This window comes from Pseudomonas sp. G5001, assembly GCF_013385475.1.
In the GTDB taxonomy this organism is placed as follows: domain Bacteria; phylum Pseudomonadota; class Gammaproteobacteria; order Pseudomonadales; family Pseudomonadaceae; genus Aquipseudomonas.
The window spans coordinates 167,660-182,669 of sequence record NZ_JACAPZ010000007.1; the positions used below are offsets into that span (position 1 = coordinate 167,660).

At 61.5% G+C, this 15,010-nt stretch carries 15 protein-coding genes; 8 read left to right on the top strand and 7 right to left on the bottom strand.

Annotated elements, in window-relative coordinates:
• Positions 1-69: 69 nt before the first annotated feature.
• Entirely contained in the window at positions 70-777 is a 708-nt protein-coding gene (locus HX805_RS06665; RefSeq protein ID WP_003217538.1) for a membrane integrity-associated transporter subunit PqiC, read from the top strand.
• Between the two features lie 187 nt (positions 778-964).
• On the opposite strand, the gene HX805_RS06670 is transcribed toward HX805_RS06665, so the two are convergent.
• Positions 965-2,497: an AhpA/YtjB family protein gene (locus HX805_RS06670; protein ID WP_008439111.1), complete on the bottom strand. Its 1,533-nt coding sequence runs from the start codon at positions 2,495-2,497 to the stop codon at positions 965-967.
• Between the two features lie 134 nt (positions 2,498-2,631).
• On the opposite strand from HX805_RS06670, the gene serB reads away from it, so the two are divergent.
• Positions 2,632-3,846, top strand: coding sequence for a phosphoserine phosphatase SerB (gene serB, locus HX805_RS06675; RefSeq protein ID WP_003217536.1), 1,215 nt, complete (start codon positions 2,632-2,634; stop codon positions 3,844-3,846).
• 120 nt (positions 3,847-3,966) lie between these two features.
• Here the strand turns inward: serB and asd are convergent, their stop codons facing one another.
• Genes asd through HX805_RS06690 form a run of 3 tightly spaced genes read right to left on the bottom strand, consistent with a single transcriptional unit; the run spans position 3,967 to position 7,253 of the window.
• A complete protein-coding gene (asd, locus tag HX805_RS06680; protein ID WP_008439110.1) occupies positions 3,967-4,827 on the bottom strand; it encodes an archaetidylserine decarboxylase in 861 nt (286 codons plus the stop codon).
• A 16-nt stretch (positions 4,828-4,843) separates the two neighbouring features.
• Positions 4,844-5,659 carry a rhodanese-like domain-containing protein gene (locus tag HX805_RS06685; protein WP_102367974.1) on the bottom strand — a complete coding sequence of 272 codons (816 nt, stop codon included), beginning with the start codon at positions 5,657-5,659 and terminating at the stop codon, positions 4,844-4,846.
• Between the two features lie 58 nt (positions 5,660-5,717).
• Entirely contained in the window at positions 5,718-7,253 is a 1,536-nt protein-coding gene (locus HX805_RS06690) for an HDOD domain-containing protein (RefSeq protein WP_177080393.1), read from the bottom strand.
• Positions 7,254-7,419: 166 nt separating this feature from the next.
• On the opposite strand from HX805_RS06690, the gene motA reads away from it, so the two are divergent.
• Positions 7,420-8,271, top strand: coding sequence for a flagellar motor stator protein MotA (gene motA / locus HX805_RS06695; protein ID WP_003217532.1), 852 nt, complete (start codon positions 7,420-7,422; stop codon positions 8,269-8,271).
• 3 nt (positions 8,272-8,274) lie between these two features.
• Positions 8,275-9,297 carry a flagellar motor protein MotB gene (motB, locus tag HX805_RS06700; protein ID WP_102367976.1) on the top strand — a complete coding sequence of 341 codons (1,023 nt, stop codon included), beginning with the start codon at positions 8,275-8,277 and terminating at the stop codon, positions 9,295-9,297.
• Positions 9,298-9,372: 75 nt separating this feature from the next.
• On the opposite strand, the gene HX805_RS06705 is transcribed toward motB, so the two are convergent.
• On the bottom strand, positions 9,373-9,768 hold the full coding sequence (locus HX805_RS06705) for a type II toxin-antitoxin system PemK/MazF family toxin (RefSeq protein ID WP_102370214.1): 396 nt from the start codon (positions 9,766-9,768) through the stop codon (positions 9,373-9,375).
• Between the two features lie 300 nt (positions 9,769-10,068).
• Complete coding sequence (rsgA, locus tag HX805_RS06710) at positions 10,069-11,100, bottom strand: small ribosomal subunit biogenesis GTPase RsgA (protein WP_003217530.1); 1,032 nt, start codon at positions 11,098-11,100, stop codon at positions 10,069-10,071.
• A 106-nt stretch (positions 11,101-11,206) separates the two neighbouring features.
• Between rsgA and orn the strand changes: the two genes are divergently transcribed.
• On the top strand, positions 11,207-11,749 hold the full coding sequence (gene orn, locus HX805_RS06715; protein ID WP_177080392.1) for an oligoribonuclease: 543 nt from the start codon (positions 11,207-11,209) through the stop codon (positions 11,747-11,749).
• A 201-nt stretch (positions 11,750-11,950) separates the two neighbouring features.
• Complete coding sequence (locus tag HX805_RS06720) at positions 11,951-12,565, top strand: trimeric intracellular cation channel family protein (RefSeq protein WP_177080391.1); 615 nt, start codon at positions 11,951-11,953, stop codon at positions 12,563-12,565.
• Here the strand turns inward: HX805_RS06720 and queG are convergent.
• Positions 12,544-13,626 (bottom strand): tRNA epoxyqueuosine(34) reductase QueG, encoded by a 1,083-nt coding sequence (queG, locus tag HX805_RS06725; protein ID WP_177080390.1) that lies wholly within the window; start codon positions 13,624-13,626, stop codon positions 12,544-12,546. The two genes, HX805_RS06720 and queG, sit on opposite strands and share 22 nt — an antisense overlap.
• A gap of 62 nt (positions 13,627-13,688) precedes the next feature.
• Between queG and HX805_RS06730 the strand changes: the two genes are divergently transcribed.
• Together HX805_RS06730 and tsaE are read left to right on the top strand one after the other, a co-directional pair.
• Positions 13,689-14,549 (top strand): NAD(P)H-hydrate dehydratase, encoded by an 861-nt coding sequence (locus tag HX805_RS06730; RefSeq protein WP_003217526.1) that lies wholly within the window; start codon positions 13,689-13,691, stop codon positions 14,547-14,549.
• Entirely contained in the window at positions 14,537-15,007 is a 471-nt protein-coding gene (tsaE, locus tag HX805_RS06735) for a tRNA (adenosine(37)-N6)-threonylcarbamoyltransferase complex ATPase subunit type 1 TsaE (protein ID WP_003217524.1), read from the top strand. Before HX805_RS06730 ends, tsaE begins: the two co-directional genes overlap by 13 nt.
• Positions 15,008-15,010 lie beyond the last annotated feature (3 nt).

Below are 15,010 nucleotides of genomic sequence, written 5' to 3' on the forward strand. Positions count from 1 at the left end.
TGAGCGCGTACAGGTTATTTTTGAGTATTACATTGTGGTTCGCCTTGTGGCAGCCACCTGGATGGGATGATGACTGCTCCGCGCCTTCCTTTATTTTTGTTGCTCGCTGGCCTTTTGGGCCTGGCGGGTTGCAGCACACACCAACCGGTGTCGCTGTATCAGCTGGACAGTGGAAGTCCGGCTCAGCCTGCACAAAGTGCCGGCATGGCTGTATTGCTTGGCCCTGTTGTAGTGGCCGACTATCTGCAACGTGAAACCCTGCTGCAACGTCAGAACGACGGCAGCCTGCAAGGTTCCACCGATGGCCGCTGGGCCGGTAGCCTTTCGTCCGACATCAATCAGTTGATGTTGCGCCAGGTGGCTGGCCACCTGGACAGCCAGCGCGTGGTATTGGCGCCGGCGCCGTTGGGTTTTGCCCCGGACGTACAGGTGCTGCTGACCATTACGCGACTGGACTCGGGCGTTTCGCAGCCCGCTATCCTCGACGCGCAATGGCGCCTGATCGACCGTCGTGGCCAGGTGCGGGATAACCGCATCGTGCACTTGCAGGAAGAGCACAGCGGCAGCACCGCGTCCCAGGTCCAGGCCCAGGGTGTGTTGCTGCAACGTTTGGCTGACCAGCTGTCGGTGGCCCTCAAGCCATTGGCCAATCAGCCAGCGGTGGCAGAAGCGCCACGCAAACAAGCCCCGGCGCAGCCCAAGGCTGCGGCACCGGAGAAGCCGAAGATGCCGATGGCCGTGCCGATTCGCACCGATATGGAAGTGTTCAGGTTCTGACCTGAATACAGACCAACAAAAAGGCCCGCTGATGAGCGGGCCTTTTGTTTGTGCGGGATTTGAGCGGTACGCAGATCTAATGTGGGAGCGGGCTTGCTCGCGAAGGCGGCGGATCAGTCGATACATAGGCTGACTGACAGGCCGCTTTCGCGAGCAAGCCCGCTCCCACATTGATTTGCGTTGTTCTTTAGTTCTTCGCCCGCGTCTCATGCATCCGCGCCAGCTGGCGCTCCAGCATCGACGGGTAAGGCTCCATCAGCCGCTCCACACAGCACGCACCCTCAGGGCTGGCAATCGGGCGGATCCGCGCACGCTGGCGAATCAGCACGTCGTCACTGATCTTGCGCTCCACCAGCAGCAGGTTGCGGCTGTGTTGCGACAAGGCCAGGGCGTCCTGGGCAATCTCGGTCAGCAGCAGATCAATCTGGCTCATGCCATACAGATCGTCGCCCACCGTCAGGCCCAATTGCAGCTGCAAGGTGATGCCGCTGTCGGCCACTTCGATTTGCAGCGCATGGCCCAGGGCCCGCAGCAGTTCACCGCAGCAGATGGCGTTGGTCAGGTAGTCTTCGCCGCTGTCTTCGCTGTGGAACAGCATCAAGGTGCTGCCGTCGTTCAGGGTGTGCAGTTCGCTCTGATACAGCGAGGCCGCCTGGTCGAGGCAGTCACGATAACGTTCCAGCAGCTCGGTCAGGCGTGCCCGCGGCAAGCGACGCAGTTGATCCTGTGCGCCCAGTTGCACGGCCAATACGGCGCTGTGCTGGGGCTGGGTGCTGCGCACCGGAGCAGGCTGCACAGCAGGAGCGGTTGGCACTGAAGTATCGCGAAGATCGGCGAACGGGTCTTCTTCGTCCAGTTCGTCTTCTTCTGCCTTGATCACATGACGGGTCGCCGGCTTTTGGGCCGCTACCGGCGCAGACTCGTCGAAGCTCGGGTCCCGCAGGTTGCGCACTTCAAACTCGGGCTCGTCGTCTTCGTAGTCGGTGTCGTCGAACTCGGGCTCGGGTTCAACCTCGGGCACTACGGGCTCCGGCGCGAAGCTGGTGTGCAGTTGGCGGGCGAGGTCGCCGATTTCGTCCTGGCGGTCGGTGGCCGGGGTGTGTTCATCGATATCCCGCAGCCAGATGCGCAGTTGCATCAGTGGCGTGGAGATATGCCGGCCCAGGCGCAGGCTCAAGGCCAGGGACAGTGCCAGCAGGATCGCACTCAAGATACCCATGCTTTGCAGGCTGATGGTCATCGGCTGCTGGAACTGTTGCATGTCCAGGCTGATGCGCAGTTGGCCGGCCTTCACGTCCTGAAACGTGATATTGCTCTGGTACAGGCCTTCGGCTTCACCCAGCAGGCCGTTTTTCGGACGTTGCCCGGCTTCGGCCATGATCCGGTTGTCCACGCTATAGATAGCAGCGTGGGCCACCAGCGGGTTCTTGGTCAGGTTGTTGAGCAGCACGTTGAGGCTGAGGATGTCGTTGGACACCAACAACTCAGTCGCCGAGGTGGCGGTCTGGGTGGTCAGGCTCTCGCCCAAAGCGTCGGCTTGCTCGTGCATGGCCTGCTTGAACTGCAAACCCATCACGCAGGCGTAGATGACCAGGGCCAGGGCGACCAGGATCACGTTATGGCTGGCGATGCGTAATGCGATCGGTACACGGCGGTGACGCAGTGCCCGGAAGATCAGCAGGAAGAAGTTATCGGTTTTTACTGGCGTGGGCCGGTTCACTTAAGCTCGGCTCTTTAGTCCGTGAAGTTGACGCGCAGTATAGCGACAGGCCCAAGACCGGCAAAGCGCTGGCTGTGCCCGATGGTCACTGAAAGTGGGTAGAATGCGGTTTTTTTCCAGCTCGGGGGTGCGCTTTGCGCGAAATTGTCCTGATTAACATCACAGGTGAGGACCGTCCGGGTCTCACTGCAGCCATTACCGGTGTTCTGGCCCAGGGTGGTGTGAATATTCTCGACATCGGCCAGGCAGTGATTCACGACACGCTGTCGTTCGGCATCCTGGTGGAAATTCCCAGCACCGAGCAGGCCTCGTCCGTGCTCAAGGACATCCTGTTTACGGCGTATAAGCTCGATCAGCAGGTGCGTTTCACCCCGGTGTCCGAAGAGGATTACCAGAGCTGGGTGGCCGGCCAGGGCAAGAAACGCCACATCGTGACGCTGTTGACCCGCAAGGTGACAGCCGAGCAACTGCAGCGTGTCAGTTCGATCACGGCTCAGTACGGTTTGAATATCGACCATATTGACCGTCTGTCGGGTCGCATGCCATTGGACACGCCGGCGGACAAGGGCAAGGGCTGCATTGAGTTCTCCGTACGCGGTGAGCCGGCAGATCCCCAGGCCCTGCGTGCCGAATTCCTGAGCGTTGCCCAAGAGCTGAACGTCGATATCGCCTTCCAGGAAGACTCGCTGTTCCGCCGCAATCGCCGCCTGGCGGTGTTCGACATGGATTCGACGCTGATCGAAGCCGAAGTCATCGACGAATTGGCCAAGGCTGCCGGTGTAGGCGAGCAGGTTTCGGAAATTACCGAGCGTGCCATGGCTGGTGAGCTGGATTTCCGAGCCAGCTTCAAGGAGCGCCTGGCGCTGCTCAAGGGCCTGGATGTGAGCGTACTGGACTCCATCGGCGCCTCGCTGCGACTGACCGAAGGCGCCGAAACCCTGTTCGCCGAACTCAAGCGCCTGGGCTACAAGACCGCGATCCTGTCGGGCGGTTTCACTTACTTCGCCAAGCAATTGCAGGCCAAGCTGGGTATCGACTATGTGTTCGCCAACGAGCTGGAAGTGGTAGACGGCAAGGTGACGGGCGTGGCCGTGGAGCCGATTGTCGACGCACAGCGTAAGGCTGACCTGTTGCGGGAATTGGCACACAAGGAAGGGTTGCGTCTGGAGCAGACCATTGCGGTCGGCGACGGGGCAAATGACTTGCCGATGCTGGCGATTGCCGGGTTGGGTGTGGCGTTCCGGGCCAAGCCGCTGGTCAAGCAATCGGCCAAGCAGGCGATTTCGACTTTAGGGCTGGATGGCGTGTTGTACCTGTTGGGCTTTCGCGATCGCGACGGTCAGCTCTGAAGATCGTTCCCACGCTCTGCGTGGGAACGCCGCCCTGGACGCTCCGCGTCCGATTTTGAGGTTGGGACGCGGAGCGTCCCGGGATGCATTCCCACGCGGAGCGTGGGAATGATCGCTAGGTCAGGCTTTCGGCAAACCCATGCCCTGGCCCATCTGCACCGGCGTCCCCGCCTGCAGTGCTTCCGACCATTGAACCTGGTCCGGCCCAAACAGCACGATTGCCGTCGAACCCAGCTTGAAGCGCCCCAGTTCCGCACCTTTTTCCAGGTGGATCGGCCCACGGGCAGCTTCGTCATAACGGAAGGTTTTCAGCTCGCGTTTTGGCGGCGTTACCAAGCCTGCCCAAACCGTTTCAATCGACGCCACGATCATCGCGCCAACCAGCACCACGGCCATCGGGCCGCGTTCGGTGTCGAAGATGCAGGCAACACGCTCGTTACGCGCAAACAGTTCCGGCACATTTTCGGCCGTGGTCTGGTTCACCGAGAAGATTCGGCCAGGGATATAAACCATTTCCCGCAGGGTGCCGGCCAATGGCATATGCACCCGGTGGTAGTCCTTCGGCGACAGGTAAACAGTGGCGAAATCGCCGCCCATGAACGGCGCAGCCACCGCCGCATCGCCGCCCAGCAATTCCAGCACGCTGAAGCTGTGGCCCTTGGCCTGGAACACCCGGCCATGTTCAATCGGGCCCAACTGGCTGACCGCGCCATCGGCCGGGCTCAACACCGCGCCTGGGGTCTGATCCAGCGGGCGTGCACCGTCTTTCAGTGCGCGGGTGAAGAAGGCGTTGAAGTGCTCGTAAGCGGTCACGTCTTCAACCAGGGCCTGGGACATGTCCACTTGATAACGCTTGGCAAACCAGCGGGTGAACGCATTCTTGAACCAGCGCACGCGGCATTCGGCAATGCAACCGGCCAGACGCGACAGCAGGTGGTGGGGCAGCAAGTACTGGCTGAGGATGAACAACTGCTTTTTCATTAACTGTCCTTAAACCTTAAATCTCAACGGGGGTGTCGGGGTGGTTGCCCCATTCGCCCCAGGAACCGGCATAACCTTTGACTCGCGGATAACCGAGCGCCTTGGCCACCAGGTAGGTGAAGCCAGAACGGTGGTGAGTCTGGCAGTGGGTGATGATTTCTTTGTCGCGGGTCAGCCCGAGGTCTTCGAGGATCTGCGGCATGTCGCGGCGGATGCGCAGTTGGCGTGCCTTGTCCATGCCGGCGGTCCATTCGAAGTTCACCGCGCCCGGGATGTGTCCACCCTTGGCCGCGAGGACTTTCTCGCCGGAGTATTCCAGCGGGCCACGGGCGTCCCAGATGCCGAGGTCGGCAGCGCCGAGACGGCTTTGCAGGTATTCGCGGGTGGCGGTGGGTTCTTCATGCAACGTCAGGCTGACCGGGCCGCCGGCGCTGGCCGGTACCTCGGTGGACACTGGGTGTTTTTCTTCCAGCCACGCCAGCAGGCCGCCGTCGAGGTAGTGGTACTTCTTGTGGCCGATGACGTCGAGCATCCAGATGAATCGCCCGGCCCAGCCACCGCCTTCGTCGTCATACACCACGTAAGTGGCATCCGGGGTGTGGCCCAGTTCGCCGAACAGCTTTTCAAGATCGGCCTTGCCCGGCAGCAGGCCCGGCGCTGGTGGCTGGCCCAGTTGAGTGCGTTTTGGATCAACGAAGCGTGCGCCGGGGATATGCCCTTCGGCGTAACGCGCAGCGCTGGTGAGGTCCACCAGGATCAGGTGTTCGGCATCGAGGCGACCGAGCAGGTCACTGGCCTCGATGACCAGCGGCAAGCCAGAGAAGTCAGGCATGTGAGGTCTCCTGGGCATAAAAATTGGGCGCTAAGGGAGGGCGATTGTAGCGCAAGCGTCAGGCACTGCGGTTGGTAAAGCTGTGCAGGGCCTTTTCGATGCATTGGGCGGTTTTGCCGAAGGCCTGCACGGTGGTTTCCGAGAACGGCCCGCCGCCCTGGTCGGCCACCATCAGCATCACCACCCGGCCATTGCAGCTCAGGGAGCGCAGCAGCAGGTGTTCGCCCTTGAACAGGCGGCGCAGTTCCGGCGGCAGCAGTGCCGAGAACTGGGCGTGGTTGTCGGGGTTGAGGCGCACCTGGGCGGACTTGGCCAGCAGGCGTTGCAGCAGGGTGCTTTGCGCCACGTCGAGGCTCATGTGGTCGGCGTCCTTCGGCAGGCCGTCGACTTGATGCACACGTAGCGTGCTCAAGGTTTTGTCCGCCATCAGCAGCATCACCCGTTGCATGCCGCAGGCCACGAGGGCTTCCTTGGCGCAGGTGGTCAGGTGCATGGCATTGGCAAAGCGGCTCGGCTCTACGAGCAATTCGGTGCAGCGCTTGCGCCAGATCGCCAGGGACTCGGCGGTGGGTGGCGGTGCCGGCAGCAAGCCGTGGTGAACGCGCTGCACATCCCATGGCCAGATCAACGACAGCGCCGGGTGCCACAGGTCGCGCATCAGGGTGCTGCGGGCGCTGATCGCCGCGTGTTGGTGGGACTGTTGCTGCACTTCGGCCAACGGTTGTTGCAGGTAAAGCGCAGTGAGGTATTGCCAGCGCTGGGTGTGCGGGCAGGTCCAGGACTCCTGCGCCGCCAGCGCCAGGCCGTTGGCCAACAGCACAGTGTTGGCCGGCTGGTTCAGCCAGCGGCGCAGGTTCGGGTCGGCATCCAGCAACTGCTGTTGGCACAACGGCTCGTCTTCACGGGCAATGCTCAGCGCCTTGACCAGCAAGCGTTGTTCCGTCAGCAGCAACGTATAACCCTGGGACACCCAGATCGGCAGGCGCCAGGTGTCGGTCAACCCCAGGCACAGGTCCAGCAGGCGTACGCCGAACAGCTCCTGTTCGACCGTGCGGGCCGATTCGCCCTTGTGAATCACCCGCAGCTCCCATTCTTCCAGCAGCTTGGGATAGGCAATCGCCATCGGCCACAGCGGCGAAAGGAACAGCAGGCTGCCCCAGTGAATGTCTTGCCACAACCGCGCCAGGCGGCTGGCGAACAGGCCGCTGGCTTGTTGCGACGCGTGCTGGCTGATCATCTGCAGCTGGCGCAGGGCCACGGGGATTTCATTCAGCGGCACGGAAGGCAGGCGCCGCAGCAGCTCCTCGGTGCGCTTGAGGCCGAGGCGATTGATCGCCACTTCGAGGTTTTCTGCCGGCTCCGCGAGGCTGCCGTGGGCCTGGTTGTTGGCCTCGCGCATCACGCTCAGCACCAGCGCCGGGCTGTTCTGCATCAGCTCTGCAATATCCCGCAACGAACTGCGGTTGTCGCCGATGGCCTTGCAAACCCGGTCGTGGCTCGCCTGTGGAACAGGCAACAGCACATCGTCCAGGCGCTTTATCCAAGCGGCGAGGGTGGCGGGTTTTTGAGTTGGGACTGTCGTTTCATTTGCCATGATTGGGGCGCGATCATCACTTGCGGTCAACACGCCCGGGACGGGCCGAACTGGTTTTTCGCCATAACGGGCTATAGTCTGGCGCAGATTTGCCGATAAGTAGAACAAGAGTTTTCAACTCTTGCGAATATGACCCTGAACCCGACGGCGCAAGTACTCATCCCCTATGGCTAAAATTATCGGCATCATCGTCGTCATCGCGAGCGTGCTCGGCGGATACGTCCTTTCCCACGGCAAGATTGCGGCGCTGATCCAGCCTTTCGAAGTGCTGATTATCGGCGGTGCGGCGTTCGGCGCATTCCTGCAGGCCAACCCCGGCTACATGACGATGCACGTGATCAAGAAGTCGCTGGGCATGTTCAGCTCGCGCTTCTCCCACACCTTCTACCTGGAAGTGCTGGGGCTGATCTACGAGATCCTCAACAAGAGCCGCCGCGAAGGCATGATGGCCATCGAAGGCGACATTGAGGACGCCGCGGCGAGCCCGATTTTCGCCAAGTACCCGGCCGTGCTCAAAGACGAGCGCATGACCGCCTACATCTGTGATTACCTGCGCATCATGTCGTCCGGCAACATGGCGCCCCATGAGCTGGAAGGCCTGTTCGACATGGAACTGTTCAGCCTCAAGGAAGAGCTGGAGCACCCATCCCACGCCGTGACCGGCATCGCCGACGGCATGCCCGGTTTCGGTATTGTTGCCGCGGTGCTCGGGATCGTGGTGACCATGGCCTCCCTCGGTGAAGGCGACCAGAAAGCCATCGGCATGCACGTAGGTGCGGCACTGGTAGGTACCTTCTTCGGTATTCTCGCGGCCTACGGTTTCTTCGGCCCGCTGGCCACGTCCCTGGCCCACGATGCCAAGGAAGAAGTGAATCTGTACGAAGCCATCAAGGCCTGCCTGGTGGCTTCGGCTTCCGGCATGCCGCCATCGTTGGCAGTGGAGTTCGGGCGCAAGGTTCTGTATCCGAAGCACCGTCCAAGCTTCGCTGAGCTGGAACAAGCGGTTCGCGGTCGCTAAGCCATGGAAAACAACCAGCCGATCATCATCAAGCGCGTCAAGCGCTTCGCTGCGGGGCACCATGGCGGCGCCTGGAAAATCGCCTTCGCCGACTTTGCGACGGCGATGATGGCGTTCTTCCTGGTGCTGTGGCTGATGTCCACCGCCACGCCGGAACAGAAGATCGCCATCGCCGGTTACTTCAAGGACCCCATCGGTTTCTCCGAGAGCGGCACGCCTTTTGTGATCGACCTCGGTGGTTCGCCGCAACTGGCGCCCGAGCGCACCATCAACCCGGAAATCAAGACCGACTCGCCGCAGGAAAAGATCCCGATCGAGCGCGACACCGTCGAGAGCATGGCCGAACAGGTCGAGCAGGAACGCCTGGAATTGCTGCTGCAGGAACTGCAAACCAAGGTTGAGGAAAACCCGCAACTGCTGAAGTTCAAGGACCAGATTTCCTTCGAGATCACCCCGGATGGCTTGCGCATCCAGATCACGGACGCCGCCAACCGGCCGATGTTCGACTCCGGCAGCGCACGCTTGAAGCCGTACTTTGAAGACATCCTGCTGGCCATGGCCGACACCATCAAGGCGGTGCCGAACAAGATCAGCATCAGCGGCCACACCGACGCCAAGCCGTATGCAGGCCAGGGCGACTTCGGCAACTGGGAGCTCTCGGCCAACCGGGCCAATGCCGCGCGTCGTGCACTGGTGGCCGGCAGCTATCCGGACCCGCAAGTGGCACGGGTGGTGGGGTTTGCTTCCTCGCAGCTGTTTGATCCCAAGGATCCGTTCAATCCGATCAACCGACGCATCGATATCGTCGTGCTGACCAAAAAGGCCCAGCGTGCAATTGAAGGTGACCCGCCTGCGACGCCACCGGTACCGACCCAGGGTGAAGGCGCGCCGGGCGAGGTGCCGGCAGACCCGAACGCACTGCCGCCGGAGCAGGAGCCGTTGCCGGCCCATGAGCTGCGGCAGAAGCTGAACCTGTTTGATGACGGCGGGATGAAAGACCCGACTCTGCCCGCCACGGGTTCATGAGGCCGTCAGACTCAATCGGTTGCTTCGACGATTAAAAAAGCCCCGGGTTCTCGGGGGTTTTTTCTGTCGGTTGTATCAGAGCGGGAGGTAGGCCTTCACACCGTCAATCACGCCTCGCATATCTTCCGCGCCCAAGCGCGGCACGAAATACTCTCGCCCAGTGGTCCTGGTCTTTCTGTGCAGTTTGTCCAGTCGTTCGAAACTGACCGTGTAGATCATGTCGCATTTCACCCACAGCGCTTTATAGCCATCGGTATGCAGCGGATTGGTTCGCAATAAATGGTGCCAGTCGTGCTGGATGTCAGGCGCTGTGGAGGAAATCGGGACCACTGTGCACAGTTTTCGGCTGTGGGTGACAGTCGGCGAGATCACAACGACTTTGCGGATCTTCAGCATTTCGGGCGCTACAAAGCCCCGAGTGAAGTCGCACAGAAGAACATCGCCTTGTTTGGGATGGTAGTAGAGAGGCAATCGTTGATTCCCCGGAAAAAGCAAAGCCGCCCGAAGGCGGCTTCATTCGACACGCAGTGGAGCTTGCTTCGCCCCTTCTGCGCCGCTGGATCAACCCCGAAAAGGATCCAGACTCCTGCCAGCTTGCGCTGGTGACGGAGCGAGTATGAGCATTGGGAAAATCGAATTCAAGCTGGCTTGCGTCATGGGCCGCCCAGTTGCAGCGGATTCTTGATGGCTGACTCGATTTAATCAATGGGGTCGGGGGTTCCGTGCCGTGCCTTATGTGTATCAAGGCATGGCACGGCACCGGTTTGCTGCTTAGTAACTGGTCTCGGGCAAGCTGGCGATGATCGAGCGATAGCTGTTCATTCGCTGCTGCTGCACGCGGCCGTCTTCCAGTGCCTTGAGCAGGGCGCAACCCGGCTCGCGGTCATGTTTGCAGTCGCGGAAGCGGCAGGTGCCGATCAAGTCGTTGAACTCGATAAAGCCCGCTTCAACATCGGCACGGCTCACATGGCCCAGGCCGAATTCACGGATGCCGGGGGAGTCGATCAACTCGCCGCCGCCCGGAAAGTGGAACAATCGCGCGGTGGTGGTGGTGTGGGTGCCCTGGCCGGACAGCTCCGACAGCGGGCCAACACGGGTTTCGACTTCCGGCAACAGGCTGTTGACCAGGGACGACTTGCCCACGCCCGACTGGCCGACGAACACGCTGATGCGACCGTCCAGTTCAGTCTGTAACTGTTCCATGCCATTGCCGTGATGCGCCGAGACTTCCAGCACCGGGTAGCCGAGGGTGCGGTACACCGCCAGCAACGCGTTGAGCGCCGGGGCGTTCTGTTCGTCGATCAGGTCGAATTTGTTCAGCAGCAACAGCGGGCGAATGCCGGCGTGTTCGGCGGCTACCAGGTAGCGGTCGATAAGGTTGGCATGGGGCTCAGGCAGTGGCGCGAAGACAATGACGATCATGTCGACGTTGGCCGCTACCGGCTTGAGCTGGCCACGGCTGTCGGGGCGACGCAGTTCGGTGGTGCGCGGCAACTGGGCGACGATCACGCCGATGCCCTGGTTGCCGGCACGCCATACCACCTTGTCGCCGGTCACCAGCGCAGGCAGGTTGGCGCGCAGGTGGCAACGGAACACCTGGCCGGCGTGATCGCCTTCGGTGGCCTCGACTTCGACCTGCACACCGAAGTGCGCGATCACCAGGCCCGTTTGCTCGGGGCCCAGGTCGCCGCCCTCAAGCGCTTCCACGGCGGAGGATTCACGTTTGGCGGCGCGGGCAGCGCGTTCGCCCTGAATCTTTTCGATGCGCCAGTTTTGGCGACGGTTGAGCTGGCGTTTGGCCATTGGTGTTCCGTGTCGATAATGCAAAGGTTAGGTGAAACGGTCGCGAGTCTAGCACGCCCTGCCTGCTAAACTGCGCAGCTACGCCAAGGTGCCAAGGAACCACGACATGCAAAACCCACAGAACCTGATTTGGATCGATCTGGAAATGACCGGTCTGAACCCTGACACCGACGTCATCATCGAGATGGCGACCATTGTCACCGACAGCAACCTCAACACCTTGGCCGAAGGTCCGGTGATCGCCATTCACCACAGCGACGCGGTGCTGGCCACCATGGACGAGTGGAACACTCGCACCCACGGCAACTCGGGCCTGACCCAGCGTGTGCGCGACAGCCGCGTGAGCATGGCCGAGGCTGAAGCCGAAACCATCGCCTTCCTGGAAAAGTGGGTAGCCAAGGGCAAGTCGCCAATCTGCGGCAACAGCATTTGCCAGGACCGCCGCTTTCTCTATACCCACATGAAGGCGCTGGAAAGCTACTTCCACTACCGCAACCTGGACGTGTCGACCTTGAAGGAGCTGGCCGCGCGCTGGGCGCCGGAAGTCAAAGACAGCTTCCACAAGGGCAGCACCCACCTGGCGCTGGACGATATTCGCGAGTCGATTGCCGAGCTGCAGCATTACCGCAAGCATTTCATCAAGTTCTAAAGCGGTAATACCTGAGCCAAGCGGGCTTTTGTGGCGAGGGGCTTGTCTGTGGCGAGGGGGCTTGTCCCCCGTTGGGCTGCGAAGCGGCCCTAAAATCTGACATCCCGATCTACCTGAAAACTCTATTGCCTTTAAAAGGGGCTGCTTCGCACCCCAACGGGGGACAAGCCCCCTCGCCACAACTTTGCAAGGATCGCCACCATGCTGCTGATGCTCTACCTCATCGCCATCACCGCCGAAGCCATGACGGGTGCCTTGTCCGCCGGGCGGCGCGGGATGGACTGGTTCGGTGTGGTGCTGATCGCCTGCGTGACGGCGCTGGGCGGCGGTTCGGTGCGTGACGTGTTGCTCGGCCACTACCCGCTGACCTGGGTCAAACACCCGGAGTACCTGGTGCTGACCTCCGTCGCTGCCCTGGTGACCATCTTCATCGCTCCATTGATGCGCCACCTGCGGTCGCTGTTCCTCGCGCTGGACGCCGTGGGCCTGGTGGCCTTCACGCTGATCGGCAGCATGACCGCCCTGGAAATGGGCCACGGCATGCTGGTGGCTTCAGTCAGCGGTATGATCACCGGGGTATTCGGCGGCATCCTGCGGGATATCTTCTGCAACGACATTCCGTTGATCTTCCGCCGCGAGCTGTACGCCAGCGTGTCGTTCCTGGCCGCCTGGTTCTACATGCTGTGCATCTACCTTGAGCTGCCAAGTGAGCAATCGATCCTGCTGACGCTGTTCAGCGGCTTTCTATTGCGCCTGCTGGCGATCCGTTTTCACTGGGAAATGCCCAAGTTCGTCTACAACGACGACGTGCACTGACGTTCGGCGTGCTGGTTCAGCGCCCATTCCACATGTTCGCGCACCAGTTCCGAGGGGTATTCCCGACGCGCCTTCAGCGCTTCCAGCACCGGAATGCTTGATGGCGCATTGCCCAGGCCCACCGCCAGGTTGCGCAGCCAGCGCTCATAGCCGGCGCGGCGCAGGGGAGAACCTTCGGTGCTGCTGAGGAATTTGTCCTCGTCCCACATAAACAACTCGGCGAGCTCTGCGTTATCCAGGTTGTGCCGTGGCTTGAAATCGCGTTCGTCGGTAGGCCGCGCGAAACGATTCCACGGGCAAACGATCTGACAGTCATCGCAGCCGAATACCCGATTGCCGATCAGTGGGCGCAGTTCTTCGGGGATCGCACTTTTCAGCTCGATGGTCAGGTAGGAAATGCAGCGCCGGGCGTCCAGCACGTAGGGCCCGACGAAGGCGTTGGTAGGGCAGATATCCAGGCAGGCGGTGCAGCGGCCACAATGTTCGGTGGCGTGGGGTGGGTCGACCGGCAACGGCAGGTCGACAAACAGCTCGCTCAGGAAGAAGTAACTGCCCGCCTTGCGATTGAGTACCAGGGTGTTCTTGCCGATCCAGCCGAGCCCGGCCTGCTCGGCGATGGCTTTTTCCAGCACGGGGGCGCTGTCGACAAAGGCGCGGAAGCCGAACGGGCCGATTTGCGCCTGGATGCGGTCGGCCAGTTGCTGCACGCGCTTGCGGATCAGCTTGTGGTAGTCGCGGCCCAGGGCGTAGCGGGAGATGTAGGCTTTTTCGGGTTTGGCCAGCAGTTGGGCCATTTGGGTGTCGCCCGGCAAGTAGTCCATGCGCAGTGAGACCACGCGCAAGGTGCCGGGTACCAGCTCCTCCGGGTGTGAGCGCTTGCTGCCGTGGGCGCCCATGTAGTCCATTTCGCCGTGGTAGCCGGCGTCGAGCCAGCGTTGCAGGTGCTGTTCATGCTCGGCGAGGTCGAGGCCGCTGATGCCCACTTGTTGAAAGCCCAGCTCGCGGCCCCAGTCTTTGATCGATTGGGCGAGGGCGGGCAGGTCGTAGGTAATAGCAGGCATGAACAAGAGAAACCGCAGGTTAGATGCGTATAATTCTGCCAGACATCGGAGCTTGAAGACGCATGCCGCAGACAAAACACGAAATACCCGACGTTCAGCACCTGTTGCCCGGCCAATTGCCGCAACTCGCTGCGCGTTCCCCGGACGCCCATAAAGGCCAGTTCGGCCATGTATTGCTGATCGGCGGCGACCGCGGTTTTGGCGGCGCCGCCTTGCTCAGTGCTGAAAGTGCCCTGCGCAGTGGTGCCGGCATGGTTTCCCTGGCGACCCGTAGCGAACACGTCGGTGCGGCGCTGGCGCGGTTGCCGGAAGTGATGACGGTGGGCGTGCACTCGGCCAATCAATTGATGGGCCTGCTGGAAAAGATTTCCGTGATCGTCATCGGCCCGGGCCTGGGCGAGGTCTCCTGGGGCAAAAGCCTGCTGTCGGTAGCGGCCAATGCCAGGCAGCCGCAAGTCTGGGACGCCGATGCCTTGAACCTGCTGGCGGCGGGCAGCGTCAGCTTGCCGGCCAATTGCGTGATCACTCCGCATCCTGGCGAAGCGGCCCGCTTGATGGGTATTTCGACAGCCGAGGTTCAGGCCGACCGCCTTAACGTGGCGCGCGCCTTGAGTCAGAAATTCAATGCGGTGGCCATCCTCAAGGGCGCCGGCAGCTTGATCGCCAGCCCGGACGGTCGGGTTGCCCGCTGCGATCAGGGCCATCCTGCAATGGCAACCGCTGGCCTTGGCGATGTGTTGGCCGGCCTGGTCGGTGCTTTGCTGGCGCAAGGCATGCCGGCATTTGATGCCGCCTGCCTGGCGGTCTGGCTGCATGCCACTGCCGGAGATCGCCAGGGTACCTACGGTCGCGGGCTGGCCGCCAGTGACCTGATTCCTGCCATTCGTCAGTTGCTGGAGGAGCAATCGCCGTGTCTGAAGTAGTTCTTTTCCTGCCTGATGAAGACGCCATGGTCGCCTTGGGCAACCGTATTGCCCGGGTCACTCAAGGCTCAGGGCTGATCTTTCTGGAAGGCGATCTCGGCGCCGGAAAAACCACCTTGTCCCGGGGCATCATTCGCGGGTTGGGGCACGCGGGTGCTGTGAAAAGCCCTACGTTCACCTTGGTAGAACCCTACGAAATCGGTGACGTACGAGCGTTCCACTTCGACCTGTATCGCCTGGTGGACCCGGAAGAACTGGAATACATGGGCATTCGTGATTACTTCGATGAGGACGCCTTGTGCCTGATCGAGTGGCCAGATAAAGGCACAGGCTTTTTGCCAAAGCCGGACCTGACCATTACCATTACCCCGCATAAGCAAGGACGTCAGCTGAAATTGTTGTCCCAGAGCGCGCGCGGCGAGTCGTGGTGCGCCGCCTTGGCATTGGAATTCAAATAATTG

Excerpts from the sequence above, each read along its gene's own strand:
- HX805_RS06690 (WP_177080393.1), bottom strand. The coding sequence starts at position 7,253 with ATGGCAAATGAAACGACAGTCCCAACTCAAAAACCCGCCACCCTCGCC.
- HX805_RS06685 (WP_102367974.1), bottom strand. The coding sequence starts at position 5,659 with ATGCCTGACTTCTCTGGCTTGCCGCTGGTCATCGAGGCCAGTGACCTG.
- asd (WP_008439110.1), bottom strand. The coding sequence starts at position 4,827 with ATGAAAAAGCAGTTGTTCATCCTCAGCCAGTACTTGCTGCCCCACCAC.
- HX805_RS06730 (WP_003217526.1), top strand. The coding sequence starts at position 13,689 with ATGCCGCAGACAAAACACGAAATACCCGACGTTCAGCACCTGTTGCCC.
- HX805_RS06720 (WP_177080391.1), top strand. The coding sequence starts at position 11,951 with ATGCTGCTGATGCTCTACCTCATCGCCATCACCGCCGAAGCCATGACG.
- orn (WP_177080392.1), top strand. The coding sequence starts at position 11,207 with ATGCAAAACCCACAGAACCTGATTTGGATCGATCTGGAAATGACCGGT.
- rsgA (WP_003217530.1), bottom strand. The coding sequence starts at position 11,100 with ATGGCCAAACGCCAGCTCAACCGTCGCCAAAACTGGCGCATCGAAAAG.
- queG (WP_177080390.1), bottom strand. The coding sequence starts at position 13,626 with ATGCCTGCTATTACCTACGACCTGCCCGCCCTCGCCCAATCGATCAAA.
- motA (WP_003217532.1), top strand. The coding sequence starts at position 7,420 with ATGGCTAAAATTATCGGCATCATCGTCGTCATCGCGAGCGTGCTCGGC.
- motB (WP_102367976.1), top strand. The coding sequence starts at position 8,275 with ATGGAAAACAACCAGCCGATCATCATCAAGCGCGTCAAGCGCTTCGCT.
- HX805_RS06665 (WP_003217538.1), top strand. The coding sequence starts at position 70 with ATGACTGCTCCGCGCCTTCCTTTATTTTTGTTGCTCGCTGGCCTTTTG.